This is a genomic window from Sinomonas albida, from assembly GCF_004919045.1.
Lineage (GTDB): Bacteria > Actinomycetota > Actinomycetes > Actinomycetales > Micrococcaceae > Sinomonas > Sinomonas albida.
Genome location: NZ_SWDW01000007.1, coordinates 47,076 through 63,464, shown reverse-complemented (window position 1 = coordinate 63,464; position 16,389 = coordinate 47,076). Strand labels below are relative to the sequence as shown.

The following is a 16,389-nucleotide window of genomic DNA, read 5'->3' as shown; positions in this document are numbered from 1 at the left end:
CTGGCTTCGGTCACTGTTCCTCCGCAGACGCTCTCAGATCCTTCGGGTCCAGCCTACTAGGGCGGCGAGACGGATAGACCTTGTCCAATAGATTGCTGATGGGCCGAGGGCCCAGCCGCTCTAGGCGCCGGCCGGCGCAGCCGGCCCGTAGAGCACGTCCTTGTCCCACAGCGTGAAGCCGAGCTTCCGGTAGAGCGCGACCGCGGCCGAGTTGTCCGCGTCCGTGTACAGCATGACCGTCTTGAGCCCCTTGCTGTGGAGATAGTCGATCCCAGTCAACGTGAGCGCGAGGCCCAGGCCGCGGCCCTGCGCCGACGGGTCGACGCCCACCACGTACACCTCGCCGACCGCCTTGTGCTCGCCGTGGGCTGGGTGCACCTTCGTCCAGTGGAAGCCGAGGATCCGGCCGCCGTCGTCCACCGCGAGGAAGAAGCCCGCGGGATCGAACCACGGCTCGCCCATGCGCGCCTCGAGGTCGCTGCGTCGCAGCGCGCCCTGCTCGGGATGGTGGGCGAAAGCCGCATGGTTCGCGGCGAGCCACGCGTCCTCGTCGCGGCCCGGCTCGAACGTGCGGATCGTGACGCCGTCCGGCAGGGTGGGGGCGGGGCCCTCCGCGTGGCGCACGAGCACCATCTTCCAGAGCTCGCGGAGCGGCACGTAGCCGTACAGTGCCGCGAGCTCTGCGGCGGCCTCGTGGTTGCCGTGCGACCAGGCTGTGAGGCCCTCGTGCCCCGCGGGGCCCCGGAGCTCCTTGATCGCCTCGACGAGCCGCACGCCGACCCCCTGGTTGCGGTACGTCGGGTGGACCGCAAGCTCCACCACGCCGGCGCCGTCCGGCTGGAACGCAATGGCGGCCACCCCCGCGAGGTCCTCCGGCGCCGACGAGCCCGAAGTGTCGTCGAGCGCGTGGACGGCGACCGTGACGATCTCCTCCGAGCGCGTCTCCGGCGAGCGCAGGAGCACCGTGGTCTGCTCCGAGAGCGACGGGTTGCCGTCGGAGTCCTCCGCCGCGGCGAGCAGGGATTCGATCTCCGTCCACAGGGACCGCGGAACGCGACCCTCGACGACGGTGGCGGGCCAGTCCTGCGGATAAGCGCTCGTCATGAAGCAAGGCTAGCGAATGCGCCCGCGGCGCGGGCGGGTTTGGCGGTCCGGGACGTGCACGTGTACAGTGAATGACCGCGGCTTAGCCGCGCGAGGGGGATCCACCAGTGGGGTGGCCTCGATACGTTCGACCCGTATGTCCTCCACAGATCGAGGCTCCAGGCCTCGCAGCACGAGGGTCCCGCACCGAGCACGGTGCGGGACCCTCGTCACGTCTCGGGCCGCATATCCCGGGCCGCGGGCAGTTCAGCGCCGGAGGCCTACGCCTCGCTGAGCTCGTCCTCGCTGAGCCGGGTGAGGGTGAGCCGGTAGCCGACGTTCCGCACCGTCCCGATGAGCCCCTCGTGGTCGGGCCCGAGCTTGGCCCGGAGGCGCCGAACGTGGACGTCGACCGTGCGCGTGCCCCCGTAGTAGTCGTAGCCCCACACCTCCGTCAGGAGCTGCTGCCGCGTGAACACGCGGCCGGGGTGCTGCGCGAGGTACTTGAGGAGCTCGAACTCCTTGAAGGTGAGGTTGAGGGCCTCCCCGTTCACGCGCGCCGTGTAGCTGGCCTCGTCGATCACCACGCCGGCCGCGCGGATCTCGGTCTCGGCCTCCTCGACGTGCGAGGTCTTCGACACGGCGAGCCGGATGCGCGCCTCAATCTCTGCCGGCCCCGCGGACTCGAGGATGATGTCGTCGACGGCCCAGGCCGAGGAGACGGCGGCCATGCCGCCCTCGGTGAGGATGAGGAGCAGGGGCGAGCTGAGGCCTGTGGCCTTGAGCAGCTGGGTGAGGGAGCGGGCGCCCACGAGGTCCTTGCGGGCGTCGAGGAAGACGACGTCGGCCGGATCCGCGTCGAGCAGCGCGGTCGGCTCGGCGGCCAAGATGTGAACCTGATGGTTCAGAAGTTCGAGGGCAGGAAGCACTTCGACCGAGGAGCCTCGGCTGTTGGTCAGCAGCAGAATGTGCGACATAGTTCCTCCCGAAGAGCAGGCTGCACAACGTCGGGCAGGTCGTACCTATGCGGACGATTATACGGGTGGCCCTGTGGAAGGATGGCAGCGTGAAGACGTGGATCGGAGGCGTGGCCGCCGCAGGCATCGGCGTGGCGGGCACAGCCGCCCTCGTCGGGTCGAGCTTCGGCGGGCCTCTCGCCCAGGCTACGGTCGCCGTCGTCCTCGCCATCGCCGCGGGTTTCGGGTGGCCGCACTTCCTGGGGATCCCTGCCAGGAAGACGAACGGGACCATCCTCGCGCTCGCGGGCGCCGCGGCCGGAATCTCGGCTGCCGCAGTGCCGGGGCCCGAGTTCCTCTCGTGGGCCCCGGCGGCCATGGCGCTCGGCGTCATGGCCGTGACCGTGGTCCAGCTCATCCGGGGCACCGGACAGAGCCACCGCCTCGAGTCGACGCTCGGCGCCAGCTCCGGAGTGCTGCTGTGCTGCCTCGGGGCCGGGTGGATCGCCACGGCGCGCTTCACCGGCACGGGCTCGATGCTGCTCGTCGCCGGGATCAGCACGGTCGTGGCCCTCCTGGTCGGGGCCATCAACTGGCCGGACACGATCGTGGCCCCGTTCGCCATCGTCTTCGCGGGCCTCGCAGCTCCCCTCACCGCGCTCGTCCTAACGGACATCGCCGTGATTCCCGCCACGGCGGCCGGTGTCCTGATCGGCGCCGTGCTCGCCGCGGTCCGCCGCCTCAACCGCACGCGGTCGCGGCCCATGCCGCGGGCGGGACTCGTGGCGCTCGCGCTCGCGCCGGTCCTTGCGGTCGGATCGATCGCGTACTTCATGGACAAGCTCCTGCTCCACTGAGCGCCCTGCCTCGCCGTCACGCGGGCGGGAGGCCCCAGCCGAGGCGCTACCATGGCGCTATGTCTGTTCTTGCCTGGGAAATCCTCTTCCTTGTCCTGCTGGTCATCGCCGGCATCTCGATGGCGTGGTTCGCCGTCTACGCGATCCTCGGACTGTTCCGCGGCCAGCGCTGATCCTTCCGGAGTCGACTCGTGCCGATTGAGATCCCTACTGGACTCACCCCCGAGCTTGTCCCGCTGTCGTGGCTCATCGGGGAGTGGGAAGGCCAAGGGCGGCTCGGTCCGGGGGAGGAGGGTGACGAGCACTTCGGCCAGCGCGTCACGTTCCACCACCACGGCTTCCCGTACCTCGAGTACACGGCCGAAAGCTGGCTCACCGACGAGAACGGTGTCAGGCTGCGTCCGCTCTCCGTCGAGACCGGCTTCTGGCAGCTCGACCGTCCGCTCCTCGATGCCGATGGCGGCCCGGGTCTGACGCCCGCGGACATCGTTCCCGCGTACAAGTCGGCGGACGAGGTCGAGCGGCTGCGCAACTCCGACGGCGGGTTCGACATCACCGTCACGATCCTCCATCCGGGCGGCATCGCCGAGCTGTACTACGGCCAGATCCGCGGCCCGCAGATCCAGCTCAGCACGGACGCCGTGATGCGCGGCGCCAACAGCAGGAACTACTCGGCCGCGACCCGGATCTTCGGCCTGGTCAACGGCGACCTGTTCTGGCGCTGGGACGTCGCCTCCGGCGGCACACCCCTCGCCCCGCACGCCTCGGCGATCCTCAAGCGCGTGGCGCAGCCGGAAGTCCCGCAGCAGCGCCCCGAATGACCGCGCGCATCGACTGGTCCGAGTCGAGACGGGCAGGCTGAAATGGTCGGACCGAAAACCGTCGGACTGAAATCGGCCTCCCAGGCGTTGAACTGATCATGACCTTCTCCTCTCCGCTCCTGTCCCGCCCCGGCGCCGTCGAGGCGGGCGGCGCCGACGCGGGCGTCGCCGCGCACTACGGCGATCCCGTGCGCGAGCAGCGCGCTCTGGTGGAGGGTCGCGCCGCCGCAGACCTCTCGTTCCGCGGCGTGGTGACCGTGACCGGCCCTGATCGCCTCACGTGGCTCACCACCCTTTCCTCCCAGCAGGTGGCTGGCCTCGCTCCCGGCGAGTCAGCTGAGCTCCTGCTCCTGAGCGTCCAGGGCCGGATCGAGTACGACGCGCGGATCGTGGACGACGGCACGACGGCTTGGCTTCTCGTCGAGGCGGCAGAGGCCGGCGGCCTTGCGGCGTGGCTCGATTCGATGCGTTTCATGCTGCGGGTCGAGGTGGCGAACGTGAGCGATGCGTGGGGAGTCCTCGGCGCGGTGCGCCAGCTCGATGAGCTCGCGGGTCTCGGTGGCGTCGGACCCATGTGGCGCGACCCATGGCCGCATATCGCTCCGGGCGGGTTCAGCTACGCTGCCGTTCCCGAGGATCGGCACCCCGGCCTCGAGCGGCCGTGGTTCGAGCACCTGGTCCCTGCGGACCGGCTCGGCGACGCCGCGGCCGCGCTCGACGGCGCGGGCGTTGCCCTCGCCGGATCGATGGCCGCGGACGCGCTCCGCATCGCGGCCTGGCGCCCGCGCGTCGGCTTCGAGACGGACGAGAAGGCGATTCCACACGAGCTGGATCTCCTGCGAACGGCCGTGCATCTCGCCAAGGGCTGCTACAAGGGCCAGGAGACGATCGCCCGCGTCCACAACCTCGGCCACCCGCCGAGGAGGCTCGTCATGCTCCAGCTCGACGGCTCGGCCCACACGCTCCCCGCGGTCGGCAGCCCGGTCTTCCCTGCAACGGGCGACGGCGCCGGGAAGCAGGTGGGTCGGGTCACCTCCGCGGCGCTCCACTACGAGATGGGCCCCATCGCGCTCGCGATCGTCAAGCGCAGCACGCCTCCAGACCTTCCGCTCACCGTCAGCGGAGAGGCCGAGGGCGAGGTCTACGCGGCGGCCCAGGAGACGATCGTCGCGCCGGAGGCTGGCCAAGTGGTCCACAGGCCCACGGGTCTCCTGCGCGGACCGCGCTGAGCCTCTCAGCATGTGATATCGGTCTCTGATCGCGGCCGGCGAACACCTGCGGACTTCCGCTGTCCGCAGAAGGTGAGACTCTGGTTCGGTGGAAAGAATTGAGCGGCCTTGGGCTGCCCTGTGGTCCCTGGTCATCGGCTTCTTCATGATCCTCATCGACACGACCATCGTGTCGGTGGCGAACCCCGCGATCATGCGGGGGATCGGTGCGGACATCAACGAGGTCATCTGGGTGACGAGCGCGTACCTGCTCGCGTACGTCGTCCCGCTCCTCATCACGGGGCGCCTCGGTGACCGGTTCGGCCCGAAGAACATGTACCTCACGGGACTTGTCATCTTCACGCTCGCCTCCCTGTGGTGCGGGCTCTCGGGGAGCATCGCCTCGCTCATCGCCGCCCGCGTGGTGCAGGGACTCGGCGCCGGCCTCATGACGCCTCAGACCATGGCCGTGATCACGCGCATCTTCCCACCCGAGCGCCGTGGCGCCGCGATGAGCATCTGGGGCTCGACGGCGGGCGTCGCGATGCTCGTGGGCCCGATCCTGGGCGGCCTCCTGGTGGACGGGTTCGGCTGGGAATGGGTCTTCTTCATCAACGTCCCGGTTGGCATTGTCGGCTTCTTCCTCGCGATGCGCCTCGTGCCGAAGCTCACCACGCACTCGCATCGGTTCGACTGGCTCGGCGTCGTGCTCAGCGGCATTGCGATGTTCCTCATCGTCTTCGGCATCCAGGAGGGCCAGACGTACTCGTGGGGCACCATCACGGGCCCGATCACGGTGTGGGGCCTCATCATCGCGGGCATCGTGGTGATGGCGCTGTTCGTGCTGTGGCAGGCGTTCAACAAGGCCGAGCCGCTCGTTCCGCTGCGCCTGTTCCGCGACCGCAACTTCTCGCTCGCGAACCTCGGCATTTCGACGGTGGGCTTCGCCGTGACCTCGTTCGGCCTGCCCACGATCTTCTACTACCAGCTGGTGCGCGGCATGACCCCGACGCAGTCGGCGCTCATGATGATCCCCATGGCGGTCCTCTCAGGCGGCCTCGCGCCTGTGGCCGGGAAGTTCGTGGACCGCGGGCACGCGAAGGTGATGAACATCGGCGGCATGTTCCTGTTCGTTGTCTCGCTCTGGCTGTACTCGGTGCTCCTGACGCCGGATCAGAACCTTGCGGTCCTCCTCATCCCGGGCGCCGTTCTGGGCGTCGCCAACGCAGGCCTCTGGGGTCCGCTCGCCACGCTCGCGACCCGAAACCTCCCGCCGCAGCTCGCGGGCGCCGGCTCGGGCATCTACAACACGACGCGCCAGATCGGCGCGGTGCTCGGCAGCGCCGCGATCGCGACGTTCATGCAGGCACGCCTCGCGGACAACCTTCCGGCTCGCGCAGGCGGGGGCGGTCAGAACACGAGCGCGCTCGCGGCAGGCCAGCTCCCGTCCTTCCTCCAGAGCGGGTTCACGACCGCGATGGCCCAGTCGGTCCTGCTGCCCGCCGGGATTCTGGTTATCGGCGTCCTCGTGGCCTTCTTCTTCGTGAAGGTGCGCCCCGCAGCGGGTCGACCGGCTCAGACCGGCGCGCCCGAGGGCTCGCCCGTGGAGGCAGAGCGCCCGTAGTCTGAGGGGCATGACTGCTGCACCCCGCATCCCGCTCTCGTCAGGCCACAGCATCCCGCAGCTCGGGCTTGGAACGTGGCCGCTCGACAACACGCAGGCGGCGGAGGTGATCGCCACCGCGCTCGAACTCGGGTACCGGCACGTGGACACGGCCGAGAACTACGGGAACGAGGAGGGCGTGGGGGAGGGCCTCCGCCGCTCGGGCGTGCCGCGCGAGGACGTGTTCGTGACGACCAAGTTCAACCGCGAATGGCACAGCGTGGGCGGCGTCCGCGAGGCGTGGGAGCGCAGCGTGCGCCGGCTCGGTCTCGACTACCTTGACCTGTTCCTGGTCCACTGACCGAACCCCGATCAGGGCACGTACGCCGAAGCGTGGGATGGGCTCCTTGCGCTCCGGGAAGAGGGCAAGATCCACTCCGTGGGCGTCTCCAACTTCACGCCCGCCCACCTTGAGGTGATCATCGAGGCGACCGGCGTCGGCCCCGACGTCGACCAGATCCAGCTGAGTCCGTACTGGACCCAGCAGGAGGCGCGGGCCTACCACTTGGGGCACGCGATCGTGACGGAGTCCTACAGCCCGATCGGCCGCGGGCTTGAGCTCCTCGGCGAGCCGGCCGTCGTCGCCGTTGCCGAGGCGCACGGCGTCACGCCCGCTCAAGCGGTGCTGCGCTGGCACACCCAGCAGGGCCTCGTCGCGATCCCGAAGTCGGCCTCGCCGCAACGGCTGGTAGAGAACCTCGACGTCTTCAGCTTCGACCTCACGCCCGAGGAGCTCGCGGCCCTCGACGCCCTCAACGGCACGGGCCCGGAGGCTGCCGATCCGGACAAGTTCGGTCACTGATCGGGAGAACGTGAGCTGTCCGGACCCCGACCCGCCAACCGACGGCGGGGACGACGGGCCCTGGCCGAGACGAGGTCTCCGACGAAGGCGAGTCCTGAGACCACGAGCCACACCACGATCCAGGCCGGCCAGTTCATGAGCCCGAACCCGAGGGACCACGAGCCGTCGGCGCGATCGGCTCCTTCAAAGTAGACGCCTCCGAAGAGCCCGACCGCTCTAGAGCCCGGCTCGCGAGGCGAGAACATCAGCACGAGTATCGCGGTGATTGCCACGACGAGAGTTCCGGCGACCCCGGCCTTCATGGCATTGACCACGCGACGAGCGGCGCGGGACGGCCGTTTCACAGTGCTTCACCCATCGGAATGTTCCCCATAGCGCCCCACGGTACGCGGCCATGGAAGCACTGATAGGTGGAGCGTGGACAGTCTCTACGTGCGGCCGAGCAGCACCGACGCGATGCGCCCGGACGGGACCACGCCGAGGGCGTCCGCGAGCCTGAGCGCCCCGACGTTCTGCGCCTGCGCCTCGAGCTGTACGAGGTAGCCCTCCGCGAGTGCCTCGTGCGCAGCGAGGCGGGCCATGAACGTGCCGAGGCCCCGGCGTCGAAGCGCCGGCGCCACGAGCACACCGAGATCGGCGATGAGGCCCTCGCGCACCGAGTAGGCGGCGCACACGGCGGGGCCGTCGGGGAGCATGAGCGTGAAGCGGTGCTCGCGGCGCTCGATCCCGGCCGAGCTCACGTCGTCGGGCGGGCAACGGGTCTCGAGCTCGATCGCCTCGGGGTTCCCGCGGGATACTTCGGGCTCGGTGTCCGGCTGGAGGACCCGGAGGTCGTCGACGAAGCCGAGGACTCCCGTGCTCAGCCCGTGCGCGCCGTGGCCCGCGAGCCGCAGAAGCGCCCCGCCGGCCAGGAGATCCTCGTCCGGGAGGTCCGCGGCCGCCTCGACGAGTTCCGTCGGCCCCGACAGTGCGACCTGTCCGAAGAGCTCGACCGCCGTCAGCGACGAGGCCGCATCGAGGCACCCGAGGAGGCGGCCGCCGTCGTCCGAGAACGCAAGGTCGGGGAGCCCAAGGCGACGCGCCCACGCGAGCCGGACAATGCCCCGGCTGCCGCTGTGGAACGTGCGGGCCGAGCCCGCCTCCGAGCTGCCACTACTCACGGGCGGCCTTCCTGTTCCTCACCCGGCGACCCTAACCGAACAGGACGCGGGCCTCGTCGTACCGGTCCTGGGGGACGGTCTTGAGCCGGCCTAGGGCCGCGTCGAAGCCGACGTGCACAATGTCGGTGCCGTTGAGCGAGACCATCGTGCCCCAGCGGCCCTCGACCACGGAGTCGATCGCAGCCATGCCGAGGCGCGTCGCCAGGACGCGGTCGAACGCGGTGGGGACGCCGCCGCGCTGGATGTGGCCGAGGACGGTCGCGCGGGTCTCGATACCGGTGCGGGCCTCGATCTCGGGGGCGAGCCGCTCGCCGATGCCGCCCAACCGGGGGCGACCGAACGTGTCGAGGCCGCGCTCGGAGTGGGCCTCGCCCATCGTGTCGAGCGCGAAGCCCTCGGCAACGACCACGAGCGGGGCCCGGCCGCGGTCGTGGGCCAGCTTGACCCAGGCGGCGATCTGGTCGATGCTCACTCGCTGCTCGGGGATGAGGATCGCGTGCGCCCCGGACGCCATGCCGGAATGGAGCGCGATCCAGCCGACGTGACGGCCCATGACCTCGGCGATCATGCAACGGTGGTGGGACTCGCCGGTGGTGCGGAGGCGGTCGATCGCCTCGGTCGCGATTTCGACGGCGGTGTCGAAGCCGAACGTGTAGTCCGTCGCGTCGAGGTCGTTGTCGATGGTCTTGGGGACGCCGACGATCCTCAGGCCCGCGTCGGTGAGGCGCTTCGCCGCGGCGAGCGTGCCCTCGCCGCCGATCGCGATGATCGCGTCGATGCCGAGCCGGTCCATGTGGCCCTTGATGACCGCGGGCCCGCCGCCATTCTCGAACGGGTTGGTGCGCGAAGTGCCGAGGATCGTGCCGCCCTGCTTGGCGATGCCTCGGACGAGAGTACGGGGGATGTCGATGATGTCGCCCTCGACCACACCGCGCCAGCCGTCTCTGAAGCCAACGAACTCCTGGCCGTGCACCGCGATGCCCTTGAGCACGGCCCCGCGGATCACTGCGTTGAGGCCGGGGCAGTCGCCTCCGGACGTGAGGATGCCGATCTTCATGCAGGGCCTTTCCGCTGGTGCGGCCGGTCCGCTCAGGGGGCGGCGGGCCGTCGGTGGGTGTGGTGCTTGAGGCGCCCCGTTGAGCCCACGCCGATTGTAGCCGCGCCTTGTGGGTGATGCACACCACAAATGGACGACGGCGGCTGCCCGCCGCCGTCGTCCCTTCGCCTCTCCGTGGGCCTCCGCGCGCAGCTCAGGCCGTGGGCGCCTCCTGCCCCGGATCGGCTCCGGCCGGGGGTGTTCCGCCGCCATGTCGGGGACCGCCGAGGAGCTTCTCGAGGATGATCGCGCCGCTCTGGTCCGGGATGAGGGTCCACGCGATCAGGTAGGCGAAGACGGCCGGGCCCGGAAGGAAGCAGAGGACGATGAAGATGACTCGGACGAACATGACGTCGACGTCGAGGCGGTTGGCCAGCCCGCTCAGCACGCCGCCGAGAAGGCGTTGGGGGCCCCGGCGCAGGCCGGTCGAGCGGATTGAGTCGAAGAACGAGTCCATGGGTGGCTCCTGGTTGCGAGGGTGGTGAGGGTGGATTGGGAGGGGGGCCGTCTGACGGCTTGCGAGGGTTCCGGGAGGCTCAGAGCGACGGGCCGTCGTACGGGCCTGGCGCGTCGTAGGGGCTGCGCTTCGGGGGATCCGTCGGCGACGCGTCCCCGGCCGCCTCGGAGGAGCTGGTGTCTCCGGGTTCCTGGCCGCCGGCATCGCCCGTGGCGGCAGCGTCGATCCGCTTCCGGCTGCGGGAGGCCGCGAGGGTCCCGCCGACGACCAGGCCGAGGCCGGCGAGGAGCAAGAGGCTGACGGCGGCAACGCCAAGATCGACCGTGAACCAGCCGAGACGGCTTGAGACGAGAAGCCCCGCGATGGCCACCACGACAGCTCCCCAGACGACGGTGCCCACGCTGGGGCCGTGCTTGAATTCCGACTGCTCGGAGGCGTTCGCGCTCATCACTGCTCCTGCTCGATATCGACGTTGCTCATGGTGGCGTCGAGGTTGACGACGAGGGTCGCGCCGGGCCTGCTCGAGTTGTAGGTCTCGGAGCCGTTCGTCGTGACCCCGGCGATCGACTTGTCGCCGAAGTGGACGTTGCTCATGGTCGCGTCCGCCTGGACTCGGACCGGCACGTCCTTCGGGATCTTGATCTCAAGCTGGCTCATGGTCGCGCTCACGGGCACCACGGCCTCCGAGGACAGTGGCCCCGACGTGTCGAGCTGCCGCAGGTCGAGCTGGCCGGAGGCGCCCGCGAGCGAGTAGCCGGAGGCAGCCTGCTGCACGGTCGCCGGGGTGAGGTTCACGGCCCCGTGGGGGCGGCTCAAGGCGTAGGCCGGCTGGGTGGCCGCCGCCACGATGAGCGCGACGACCGCGAAGAAGGACAGGATCCCGCCTGTCCGGCCGCGAAGGCCAGCGACGACGATGCCGAGGCCCAAGACCCCGGCCGCAATGGCCCACAGGGCGCCCGTGCTCGGGTCCACGATCGCCGCGCCCGAGAGCTGGAGTCCGAGGAGGCCGCCGGCCACGAGCACTGCGAGGCCCAGAACGACCGCCACGAACGCGCCCCCCGGCCCTCGCCGGCGCGGCTTCACCGCTGTGGCCGCCTTGGGGCCGTACGGACGCGGCGCATAGGGGCCGCGCGAGCCGCTGTAGGGCCGGCCGTACGGGGCTCCGTACGGCGCGCCGTAGGGAGCCCCGTACGGAGCCCCGTAGGGGGCACCATACGGTCTGCCGTATGGCCCACCCTGCGGGCGCGCACCGTGCGGCCGCGCGCTGTGCGGACCCGCGCTGTTCGGACCGGCACTGTGCGGACCCGCACCCTGCTGGCCCGCTGCCTGGGAACCGGCCTGAGGACCCGCGCCCGTCGGAAAGGCGTCGGCCGGGGCGGAGTGCCACTCGGCGGAGTCGTGCCCCTCCTGCGCCCCGGGGAACGGCTCACCCGCTGACGCGCCGGGATCCTCTGGCGCCTCAGGGTCCTGGGGCGTCCCAGCGGACGTCCCAGTGAAGGTGCCGCGCCAGTAGGGACCGCCGGCCATGCGCCGGATGCGCCGCGAGCGGGAGACGCTGTAGACACACAGGCAGACGACGCCGATCCAGAACAGGGCCCAGAAGGGACCAGCGCCGCGTACGTCGCCGAGCCAGAATCCGGCGCGCGCGCCGCCCAGCCCGAGGATGGTCGCGGCGAGTCCGCCGGTCATGCCTGCCGTCCAGCGCCCGCGCATGGCCTCCTGGAGGTGGATCCGGCCGTCCGGCTCCGGTAGCAGCAGCCACAGGACGCCGTATGCGAGGACGCCGACCCCGAGGAAGATGGCCGCGACGATGAAGAGTCCGCGGACCAGAACGGGGTCGATGCCCCATCGGTGGGCAAGACCGCTCGCCACGCCGCCGGCCCAGCGGTCCGAGCCACGGGTCACGCCGAGGCTGCGGATCCAGCCGAAGAAGTCGGAACCGGCTCGGCCCGTGGGCCGCCCGGGGCCGGGGGCGCTGGGTCCCCCGGGGTGCTGTTCGGTGCTCATGGCTCCATCCTTCCCGGCGGGGCGTCGGGGACCCATGGGGTGAACCCCTGAGCGGACCCTGAATCACCCCGGGGTTTCCCGGATCGGCGGCCCTGAGAGGCTAGAACCGTGCTTGGATTGGTGGCATGAACACCGTCCCGGTCCGGCCGCCGCTTGTGCGCGCCGAGGACCGCCTCGTCGCGGGAGTGTGCTCGGGGCTGGCCCGGCACCTCGGCATGAGGGTCGAGGTCGTCCGGTGGATCATCGTGCTGTCGGCCCTCCTCGGCGGGGCCGGCATCCTGTTTTACGGCTGGCTGTGGGTCATGGTTCCCACAGCGTCCGAGGCTGCCCGACGCCAGGCCAGGCGGCCGGCGTCGCCCATTGCGCCGGCGGTGAGCGAGCCTGCGGACGGCGCGCGGACGACGGCGGCCCCCGCCTTCCTCGAGGCCGCGCGCCGCGCGCCGAGGCTCGGCGGGCATGCGCGGGAGATCCTGCTCGGCGTGGCGCTCGTGATCGGCGCGATCATGGTGGGCAGCGGCTTCCTCGGAGCGGATATCCCGCTCGGCGTCGTCATCCCGATCGCGGCCATCCTTGGCGGCGCGACGCTCGCGTGGCTCCAGCTCGACGATTCCCGCCGCGACCAGTTGGTCCGCGGGGCCGGAGCCGGCCGGTGGGCCGGATGGGTGCGGCTCGGCGCGGGCCTCGCGCTCGTGGCCACGGGCGTGACGCTGGCGATCTCGGGCACCCAGTGGAATGTCCTCGGCCTGGCTCTGCTGGCCTCCCTGGCCGTGCTCGCCGGCGTCGCCCTCGTGCTGCTGCCGTGGGGCCTCAAGTTCTGGCGCGACTTCGGCGCCGAGCGGTCCGCCCGCGTGCGCGAGGAAGAACGGGCGGAGATCGCGGCCCATCTCCACGACTCGGTGCTCCAGACGCTCGCGCTCATCCAGCGCCGCGCCGGAAACGAGGCAGACGTGACGCGCCTCGCGCGCGCCCAGGAGCGCGAGCTGCGCGAGTGGCTCTACCGCGACTCCCGGCGCGGGGGAGGGACCTTTACGGACAGGCTCAAGGCGCTCGCCGCCGAGGTGGAGGACGCGCACGGCCAGCCAGTCGAGGTCGTCTGCGTGGGGGACCTGCCCCTGCGCGAGGCCGACCGCGAGCGGACCGAGGCGCTCCTGCAGGCCTCACGCGAGGCCATGCTCAACGCGGCCCGGCACGGCGGCGGGGCCGTGTCTGTCTACGCGGAGGCGGCGGGCGGCACGATCGATGTTTTCGTCAAGGACCGCGGACCGGGGTTCGACCTCGACGCGGTGCCCCAGGACCGGCTTGGCGTGCGGGAGTCGATCGTGGGGCGGATGCGCCGCCACGGTGGCGAGGCCAAGATCGTCTCCGGGTCCGAGGGCACCGAGGTGCGCCTGCAGCTGCGCCTGCAGAGGCTGGCCGATGGAGCGGAGGAATCATGAGCGAGCCGGTCACCGTGGTCATCGTGGACGACCACACGATCTTCCGTTCGGGACTCAAGGCCGATCTCGACGAGCGCGTGAGCGTGGTGGGGGAGGCGGGCACTGTGGAGCAGGCGGTCGCCGTCATCGAGGAGCTCGAGCCCCAAGTCGTGCTGCTCGACGTGCACCTGCCGGGCGGCATCGGCGGCGGCGGGCGGGAGGTCCTCACGCGGTCCGCTGCCCTGCTGGGACGCGTGCGCTTCCTCGCGCTCAGCGTCTCCGACGCCGCAGAGGATGTCGTGTCGGTGATCCGCGCAGGCGCCCGGGGCTACGTCACGAAGACGGCCTCGGGTCCGGAGATCACGGACGCCGTCCTGCGGGTGGCCGAGGGCGACGCGGTGTTCTCGCCCCGCCTCGCGGGCTTCGTGCTCGACGCGTTCGGCACGTCCGCCGTGGCCGATGACGAGCTTGACCGTCTCTCTGCCCGCGAGCTCGAGGTCATGCGGCTCATCGCGCGCGGGTACTCCTACAAGGAGGTCGCCAAGGAGCTGTTCATCTCGGTCAAGACCGTCGAGACCCACGTCTCCGCCGTGCTGCGCAAGCTTCAGCTCACGAACCGCCATGAGCTCAGCCGCTGGGCGGCGGACCGCCGCATCTGGTAGCCGTTGCGGGGTCTCGTCCGGCGGGTTGCGGGGTCTATGTCCTGACTTTGACCCCACAACGTGGTGCCGGTGACCCCGCAACCTAGGGGGCGATGATCCGGAGCGCCCTCGGCCGGATCTCGACGTGGACGGGGAGGCCGCCCGCGCCGTCGCCGTCGAGGCACAGCGGCAGCGGGCGGTCCGCGGAGATCGCGATGCGGCGGCCGGTGAATCGGCGCACCCCGGGCACCGTCACGTGTGAGCCTGTCTCGGCGAGCTTCATGAACCGGGCCACACTCCGCTTGGGGATCTCGGCACCGGCCACGAGCACGTGGACGAGCCCATCGTCGAGGACGGCGTCCGGGACGATGTCGAGGCCGTGGCCGTACCGACCGGAGTTGGCCATGACGACAAGGTGCGCGGCGATGCTGTGTCGCGTCCCGTCGATGTCGAGCTCGAACTGGGCGGGCTTCCAGGGGATGATCGCGAGCAACGGCGCGACCGTGTAGGCGACAGCCGACGGGATGCGCGAGTCGTTCATCATGAGGTTGGCCACGGCGTCGAGCCCCGAGTAGGCGTTCCCCGGCACAAGCCGCCCCTCCGCCTCGAGGAGGTCGACGGCGCGCTCAGCGCCGGAGGCCAAGACTCGCGCCAGGTCGTCCGGTTCAGTCGGCATGCCGAGCTTCGCGGCGAAGCCGTTGCCGCGGCCCGCCGCGACAAGGGCGAAGAGCGCGCCGGCCCGCGAGGCGGCCTCGGCGACGTCGCGCACGATCCCGTCGCCGCCCACGGCGACCACGACATCGCCCCGCGCCGCGGCCTCGGAAGCCAGCCGCCCGGCGTCGTCCGCTGTGCGCGTGACGACCGTGCGCACCTCGGCTCCGGAGGCCGCGAGCAGCTCGGCGACCGGGGCCCAGACCTTGGGCGCCCGGCCTCCGCCCGCGACCGGGTTGACGATCGCCGTGAACGAGCGCCGGCTGGCGGGATCGCCCGCCCGACGGCCCGCCTCCCGCATGGCCTAGCGCGCCGTCGCGAGGATTTCCTGGATGCGCCCCACGCCCTCGGCGAGATCCGCGTCGCCCAAGGCGTACGAGAGCCGCACGTAGCCGCTCGGGCCGAATGCCTCGCCTGGCACGATCGCGACCTCGACCTTGTCGAGGATGAGCGCGGCGAGCTCGGCCGACGTCGCCGGGCGGATCCCGCCGATCTCCTTGCCGAGCAGCTCGCGCACGTCCGGGTACGCGTAGAACGCTCCGTGCGGCGTGGGGCAGTTGACGCCGTCGATCGCGGAGAGGCCCGCGACCATGGCCTTGCGGCGGCGGTCGAACGCGACCTTCATCTCGTCCACCGCGTCGAGCGGGCCCGAGACGGCCGCGAGCGCCGCCATCTGGGAGACGTTGGAGACATTGGACGTCGCGTGCGACTGGAGGTTGGTCGCGGCCTTGATGACGTCCGCCGGGCCGATCATCCAGCCGACGCGCCACCCGGTCATGGCGTACGTCTTCGCGACGCCGTTGAGGATCACGACCTTGTCGCCGAGGGCCGGGGCTGCTGTCGCGATCGAGGTGAACGGCACGCCGTCGTACGTGAGGTGCTCGTAGATCTCGTCGGTGACAACCCACAGGCCCTTGGACGCGGCCCACTCGCCGATCTCTGCCACCTGCTCGGGCGAGTAGACCGCGCCGGTGGGGTTCGACGGCGAGACGAAGAGGAGGATCTTGGTTCGTTCCGTGAGCGCGGCCTCGAGCTGGTCGACGGTCACGAGGTAGCCCTGCTCGGGGCCGGCGAACACGTCGACCGGAACCCCGCCTGCGAGACGGATCGCCTCGGGGTATGTGGTCCAGTAGGGCGTAGGGAGGAGCACCTCGTCGCCCGGGTCGAGGAGGGTCGCGAACGTGTTGTAGACGGCTTGCTTGCCGCCGTTCGTCACGAGCACCTGCGAGGCCTGGGCCTCGTAGCCGGAGTCGCGAAGCGTCTTCTCGGCGATGGCCTGCTTGAGCTCCGGCAGCCCGCCGGCGGGGGAGTAGCGGTGGAACCGCGGCTGGCGGGCGGCCTCGATGGCCGCCTCGACGATGTAGCCGGGGGTCGGGAAGTCGGGTTCGCCGGCGCCGAAGCCGATGACCGGCCGGCCTGCCGCCTTGAGCGCCTTGGCCTTCGCGTCGACGGCCAGGGTCGCGGATTCGGCTATGGATCCGATGCGCTGGGAGACACGGGCGGAGGTCATGG

General features: G+C 71.0%; 16 protein-coding genes and 1 pseudogene. 7 read left to right on the top strand and 10 right to left on the bottom strand.

The window, feature by feature from the left end; translation table 11 throughout:
- Window positions 1-120: 120 nt before the first annotated feature.
- Together mshD and E6A26_RS08575 are read right to left on the bottom strand one after the other, a co-directional pair.
- Window positions 121-1,104, bottom strand: coding sequence for a mycothiol synthase (gene mshD, locus E6A26_RS08580; RefSeq protein WP_136610785.1), 984 nt, complete (start codon window positions 1,102-1,104; stop codon window positions 121-123).
- Window positions 1,105-1,364: 260 nt separating this feature from the next.
- Window positions 1,365-2,060: a winged helix-turn-helix transcriptional regulator gene (locus E6A26_RS08575; RefSeq protein WP_136610784.1), complete on the bottom strand. Its 696-nt coding sequence runs from the start codon at window positions 2,058-2,060 to the stop codon at window positions 1,365-1,367.
- Between the two features lie 89 nt (window positions 2,061-2,149).
- On the opposite strand from E6A26_RS08575, the gene E6A26_RS08570 reads away from it, so the two are divergent.
- The 5 genes and pseudogenes from E6A26_RS08570 to E6A26_RS08550 all read left to right on the top strand — a co-directional run bounded on the left by E6A26_RS08570 (window position 2,150) and on the right by E6A26_RS08550 (window position 7,390).
- Entirely contained in the window at window positions 2,150-2,896 is a 747-nt protein-coding gene (locus E6A26_RS08570; RefSeq protein ID WP_234865246.1) for a permease, read from the top strand.
- Window positions 2,897-3,087: 191 nt separating this feature from the next.
- A complete protein-coding gene (locus E6A26_RS08565) occupies window positions 3,088-3,717 on the top strand; it encodes a nitrobindin family protein (RefSeq protein ID WP_136610783.1) in 630 nt (209 codons plus the stop codon).
- Window positions 3,718-3,815: 98 nt separating this feature from the next.
- The gene (gene ygfZ, locus E6A26_RS08560; protein WP_136610782.1) at window positions 3,816-4,946 is read left to right on the top strand and encodes a CAF17-like 4Fe-4S cluster assembly/insertion protein YgfZ; all 1,131 of its coding nucleotides are present in this window, start codon (window positions 3,816-3,818) and stop codon (window positions 4,944-4,946) included.
- A gap of 88 nt (window positions 4,947-5,034) precedes the next feature.
- Window positions 5,035-6,549 carry an MDR family MFS transporter gene (locus E6A26_RS08555; RefSeq protein WP_136610781.1) on the top strand — a complete coding sequence of 505 codons (1,515 nt, stop codon included), beginning with the start codon at window positions 5,035-5,037 and terminating at the stop codon, window positions 6,547-6,549.
- Between the two features lie 10 nt (window positions 6,550-6,559).
- A pseudogene (locus E6A26_RS08550) lies at window positions 6,560-7,390 on the top strand (aldo/keto reductase).
- Here the strand turns inward: E6A26_RS08550 and E6A26_RS08545 are convergent.
- From E6A26_RS08545 to E6A26_RS08520, 6 genes are all read right to left on the bottom strand, one after another.
- Window positions 7,384-7,704, bottom strand: a complete 321-nt coding sequence (locus tag E6A26_RS08545; protein ID WP_136610780.1) for a hypothetical protein — start codon at window positions 7,702-7,704, stop codon at window positions 7,384-7,386. The pseudogene E6A26_RS08550 and the gene E6A26_RS08545 sit on opposite strands and share 7 nt — an antisense overlap.
- A 114-nt stretch (window positions 7,705-7,818) precedes the next feature.
- Window positions 7,819-8,550: a GNAT family N-acetyltransferase gene (locus tag E6A26_RS08540; protein WP_234865244.1), complete on the bottom strand. Its 732-nt coding sequence runs from the start codon at window positions 8,548-8,550 to the stop codon at window positions 7,819-7,821.
- Window positions 8,551-8,581: 31 nt separating this feature from the next.
- Window positions 8,582-9,607 carry a 6-phosphofructokinase gene (locus E6A26_RS08535; RefSeq protein WP_136610779.1) on the bottom strand — a complete coding sequence of 342 codons (1,026 nt, stop codon included), beginning with the start codon at window positions 9,605-9,607 and terminating at the stop codon, window positions 8,582-8,584.
- Between the two features lie 193 nt (window positions 9,608-9,800).
- Window positions 9,801-10,103, bottom strand: a complete 303-nt coding sequence (locus tag E6A26_RS08530) for a PspC domain-containing protein (protein WP_136610778.1) — start codon at window positions 10,101-10,103, stop codon at window positions 9,801-9,803.
- A gap of 79 nt (window positions 10,104-10,182) precedes the next feature.
- A complete protein-coding gene (locus E6A26_RS08525) occupies window positions 10,183-10,551 on the bottom strand; it encodes a hypothetical protein (RefSeq protein WP_136610777.1) in 369 nt (122 codons plus the stop codon).
- A complete protein-coding gene (locus E6A26_RS08520) occupies window positions 10,551-12,110 on the bottom strand; it encodes a PspC domain-containing protein (protein ID WP_168928705.1) in 1,560 nt (519 codons plus the stop codon). The genes E6A26_RS08525 and E6A26_RS08520 overlap by 1 nt, the downstream gene beginning before the upstream one ends.
- Before the next feature lie 125 nt (window positions 12,111-12,235).
- On the opposite strand from E6A26_RS08520, the gene E6A26_RS08515 reads away from it, so the two are divergent.
- Window positions 12,236-13,546: an ATP-binding protein gene (locus tag E6A26_RS08515; RefSeq protein ID WP_136610775.1), complete on the top strand. Its 1,311-nt coding sequence runs from the start codon at window positions 12,236-12,238 to the stop codon at window positions 13,544-13,546.
- Window positions 13,543-14,187 (top strand): LuxR C-terminal-related transcriptional regulator, encoded by a 645-nt coding sequence (locus E6A26_RS08510; protein ID WP_136610774.1) that lies wholly within the window; start codon window positions 13,543-13,545, stop codon window positions 14,185-14,187. The genes E6A26_RS08515 and E6A26_RS08510 overlap by 4 nt, the downstream gene beginning before the upstream one ends.
- Window positions 14,188-14,269: 82 nt before the next feature.
- On the opposite strand, the gene E6A26_RS08505 is transcribed toward E6A26_RS08510, so the two are convergent.
- On the bottom strand, window positions 14,270-15,178 hold the full coding sequence (locus E6A26_RS08505; protein WP_136610773.1) for a diacylglycerol/lipid kinase family protein: 909 nt from the start codon (window positions 15,176-15,178) through the stop codon (window positions 14,270-14,272).
- A 3-nt stretch (window positions 15,179-15,181) separates the two neighbouring features.
- Window positions 15,182-16,387 (bottom strand): pyridoxal phosphate-dependent aminotransferase, encoded by a 1,206-nt coding sequence (locus E6A26_RS08500; protein WP_136610772.1) that lies wholly within the window; start codon window positions 16,385-16,387, stop codon window positions 15,182-15,184.
- Window positions 16,388-16,389 lie beyond the last annotated feature (2 nt).

Coding starts and splice junctions, on each gene's coding strand:
- E6A26_RS08520 (WP_168928705.1), bottom strand. CDS start 12,110: ATGAGCACCGAACAGCACCCCGGGGGACCCAGCGCCCCCGGCCCCGGG.
- E6A26_RS08535 (WP_136610779.1), bottom strand. CDS start 9,607: ATGAAGATCGGCATCCTCACGTCCGGAGGCGACTGCCCCGGCCTCAAC.
- E6A26_RS08575 (WP_136610784.1), bottom strand. CDS start 2,060: ATGTCGCACATTCTGCTGCTGACCAACAGCCGAGGCTCCTCGGTCGAA.
- E6A26_RS08505 (WP_136610773.1), bottom strand. CDS start 15,178: ATGCGGGAGGCGGGCCGTCGGGCGGGCGATCCCGCCAGCCGGCGCTCG.
- mshD (WP_136610785.1), bottom strand. CDS start 1,104: ATGACGAGCGCTTATCCGCAGGACTGGCCCGCCACCGTCGTCGAGGGT.
- E6A26_RS08515 (WP_136610775.1), top strand. CDS start 12,236: ATGAACACCGTCCCGGTCCGGCCGCCGCTTGTGCGCGCCGAGGACCGC.
- E6A26_RS08510 (WP_136610774.1), top strand. CDS start 13,543: ATGAGCGAGCCGGTCACCGTGGTCATCGTGGACGACCACACGATCTTC.
- E6A26_RS08530 (WP_136610778.1), bottom strand. CDS start 10,103: ATGGACTCGTTCTTCGACTCAATCCGCTCGACCGGCCTGCGCCGGGGC.
- E6A26_RS08525 (WP_136610777.1), bottom strand. CDS start 10,551: ATGAGCGCGAACGCCTCCGAGCAGTCGGAATTCAAGCACGGCCCCAGC.
- ygfZ (WP_136610782.1), top strand. CDS start 3,816: ATGACCTTCTCCTCTCCGCTCCTGTCCCGCCCCGGCGCCGTCGAGGCG.
- E6A26_RS08500 (WP_136610772.1), bottom strand. CDS start 16,387: ATGACCTCCGCCCGTGTCTCCCAGCGCATCGGATCCATAGCCGAATCC.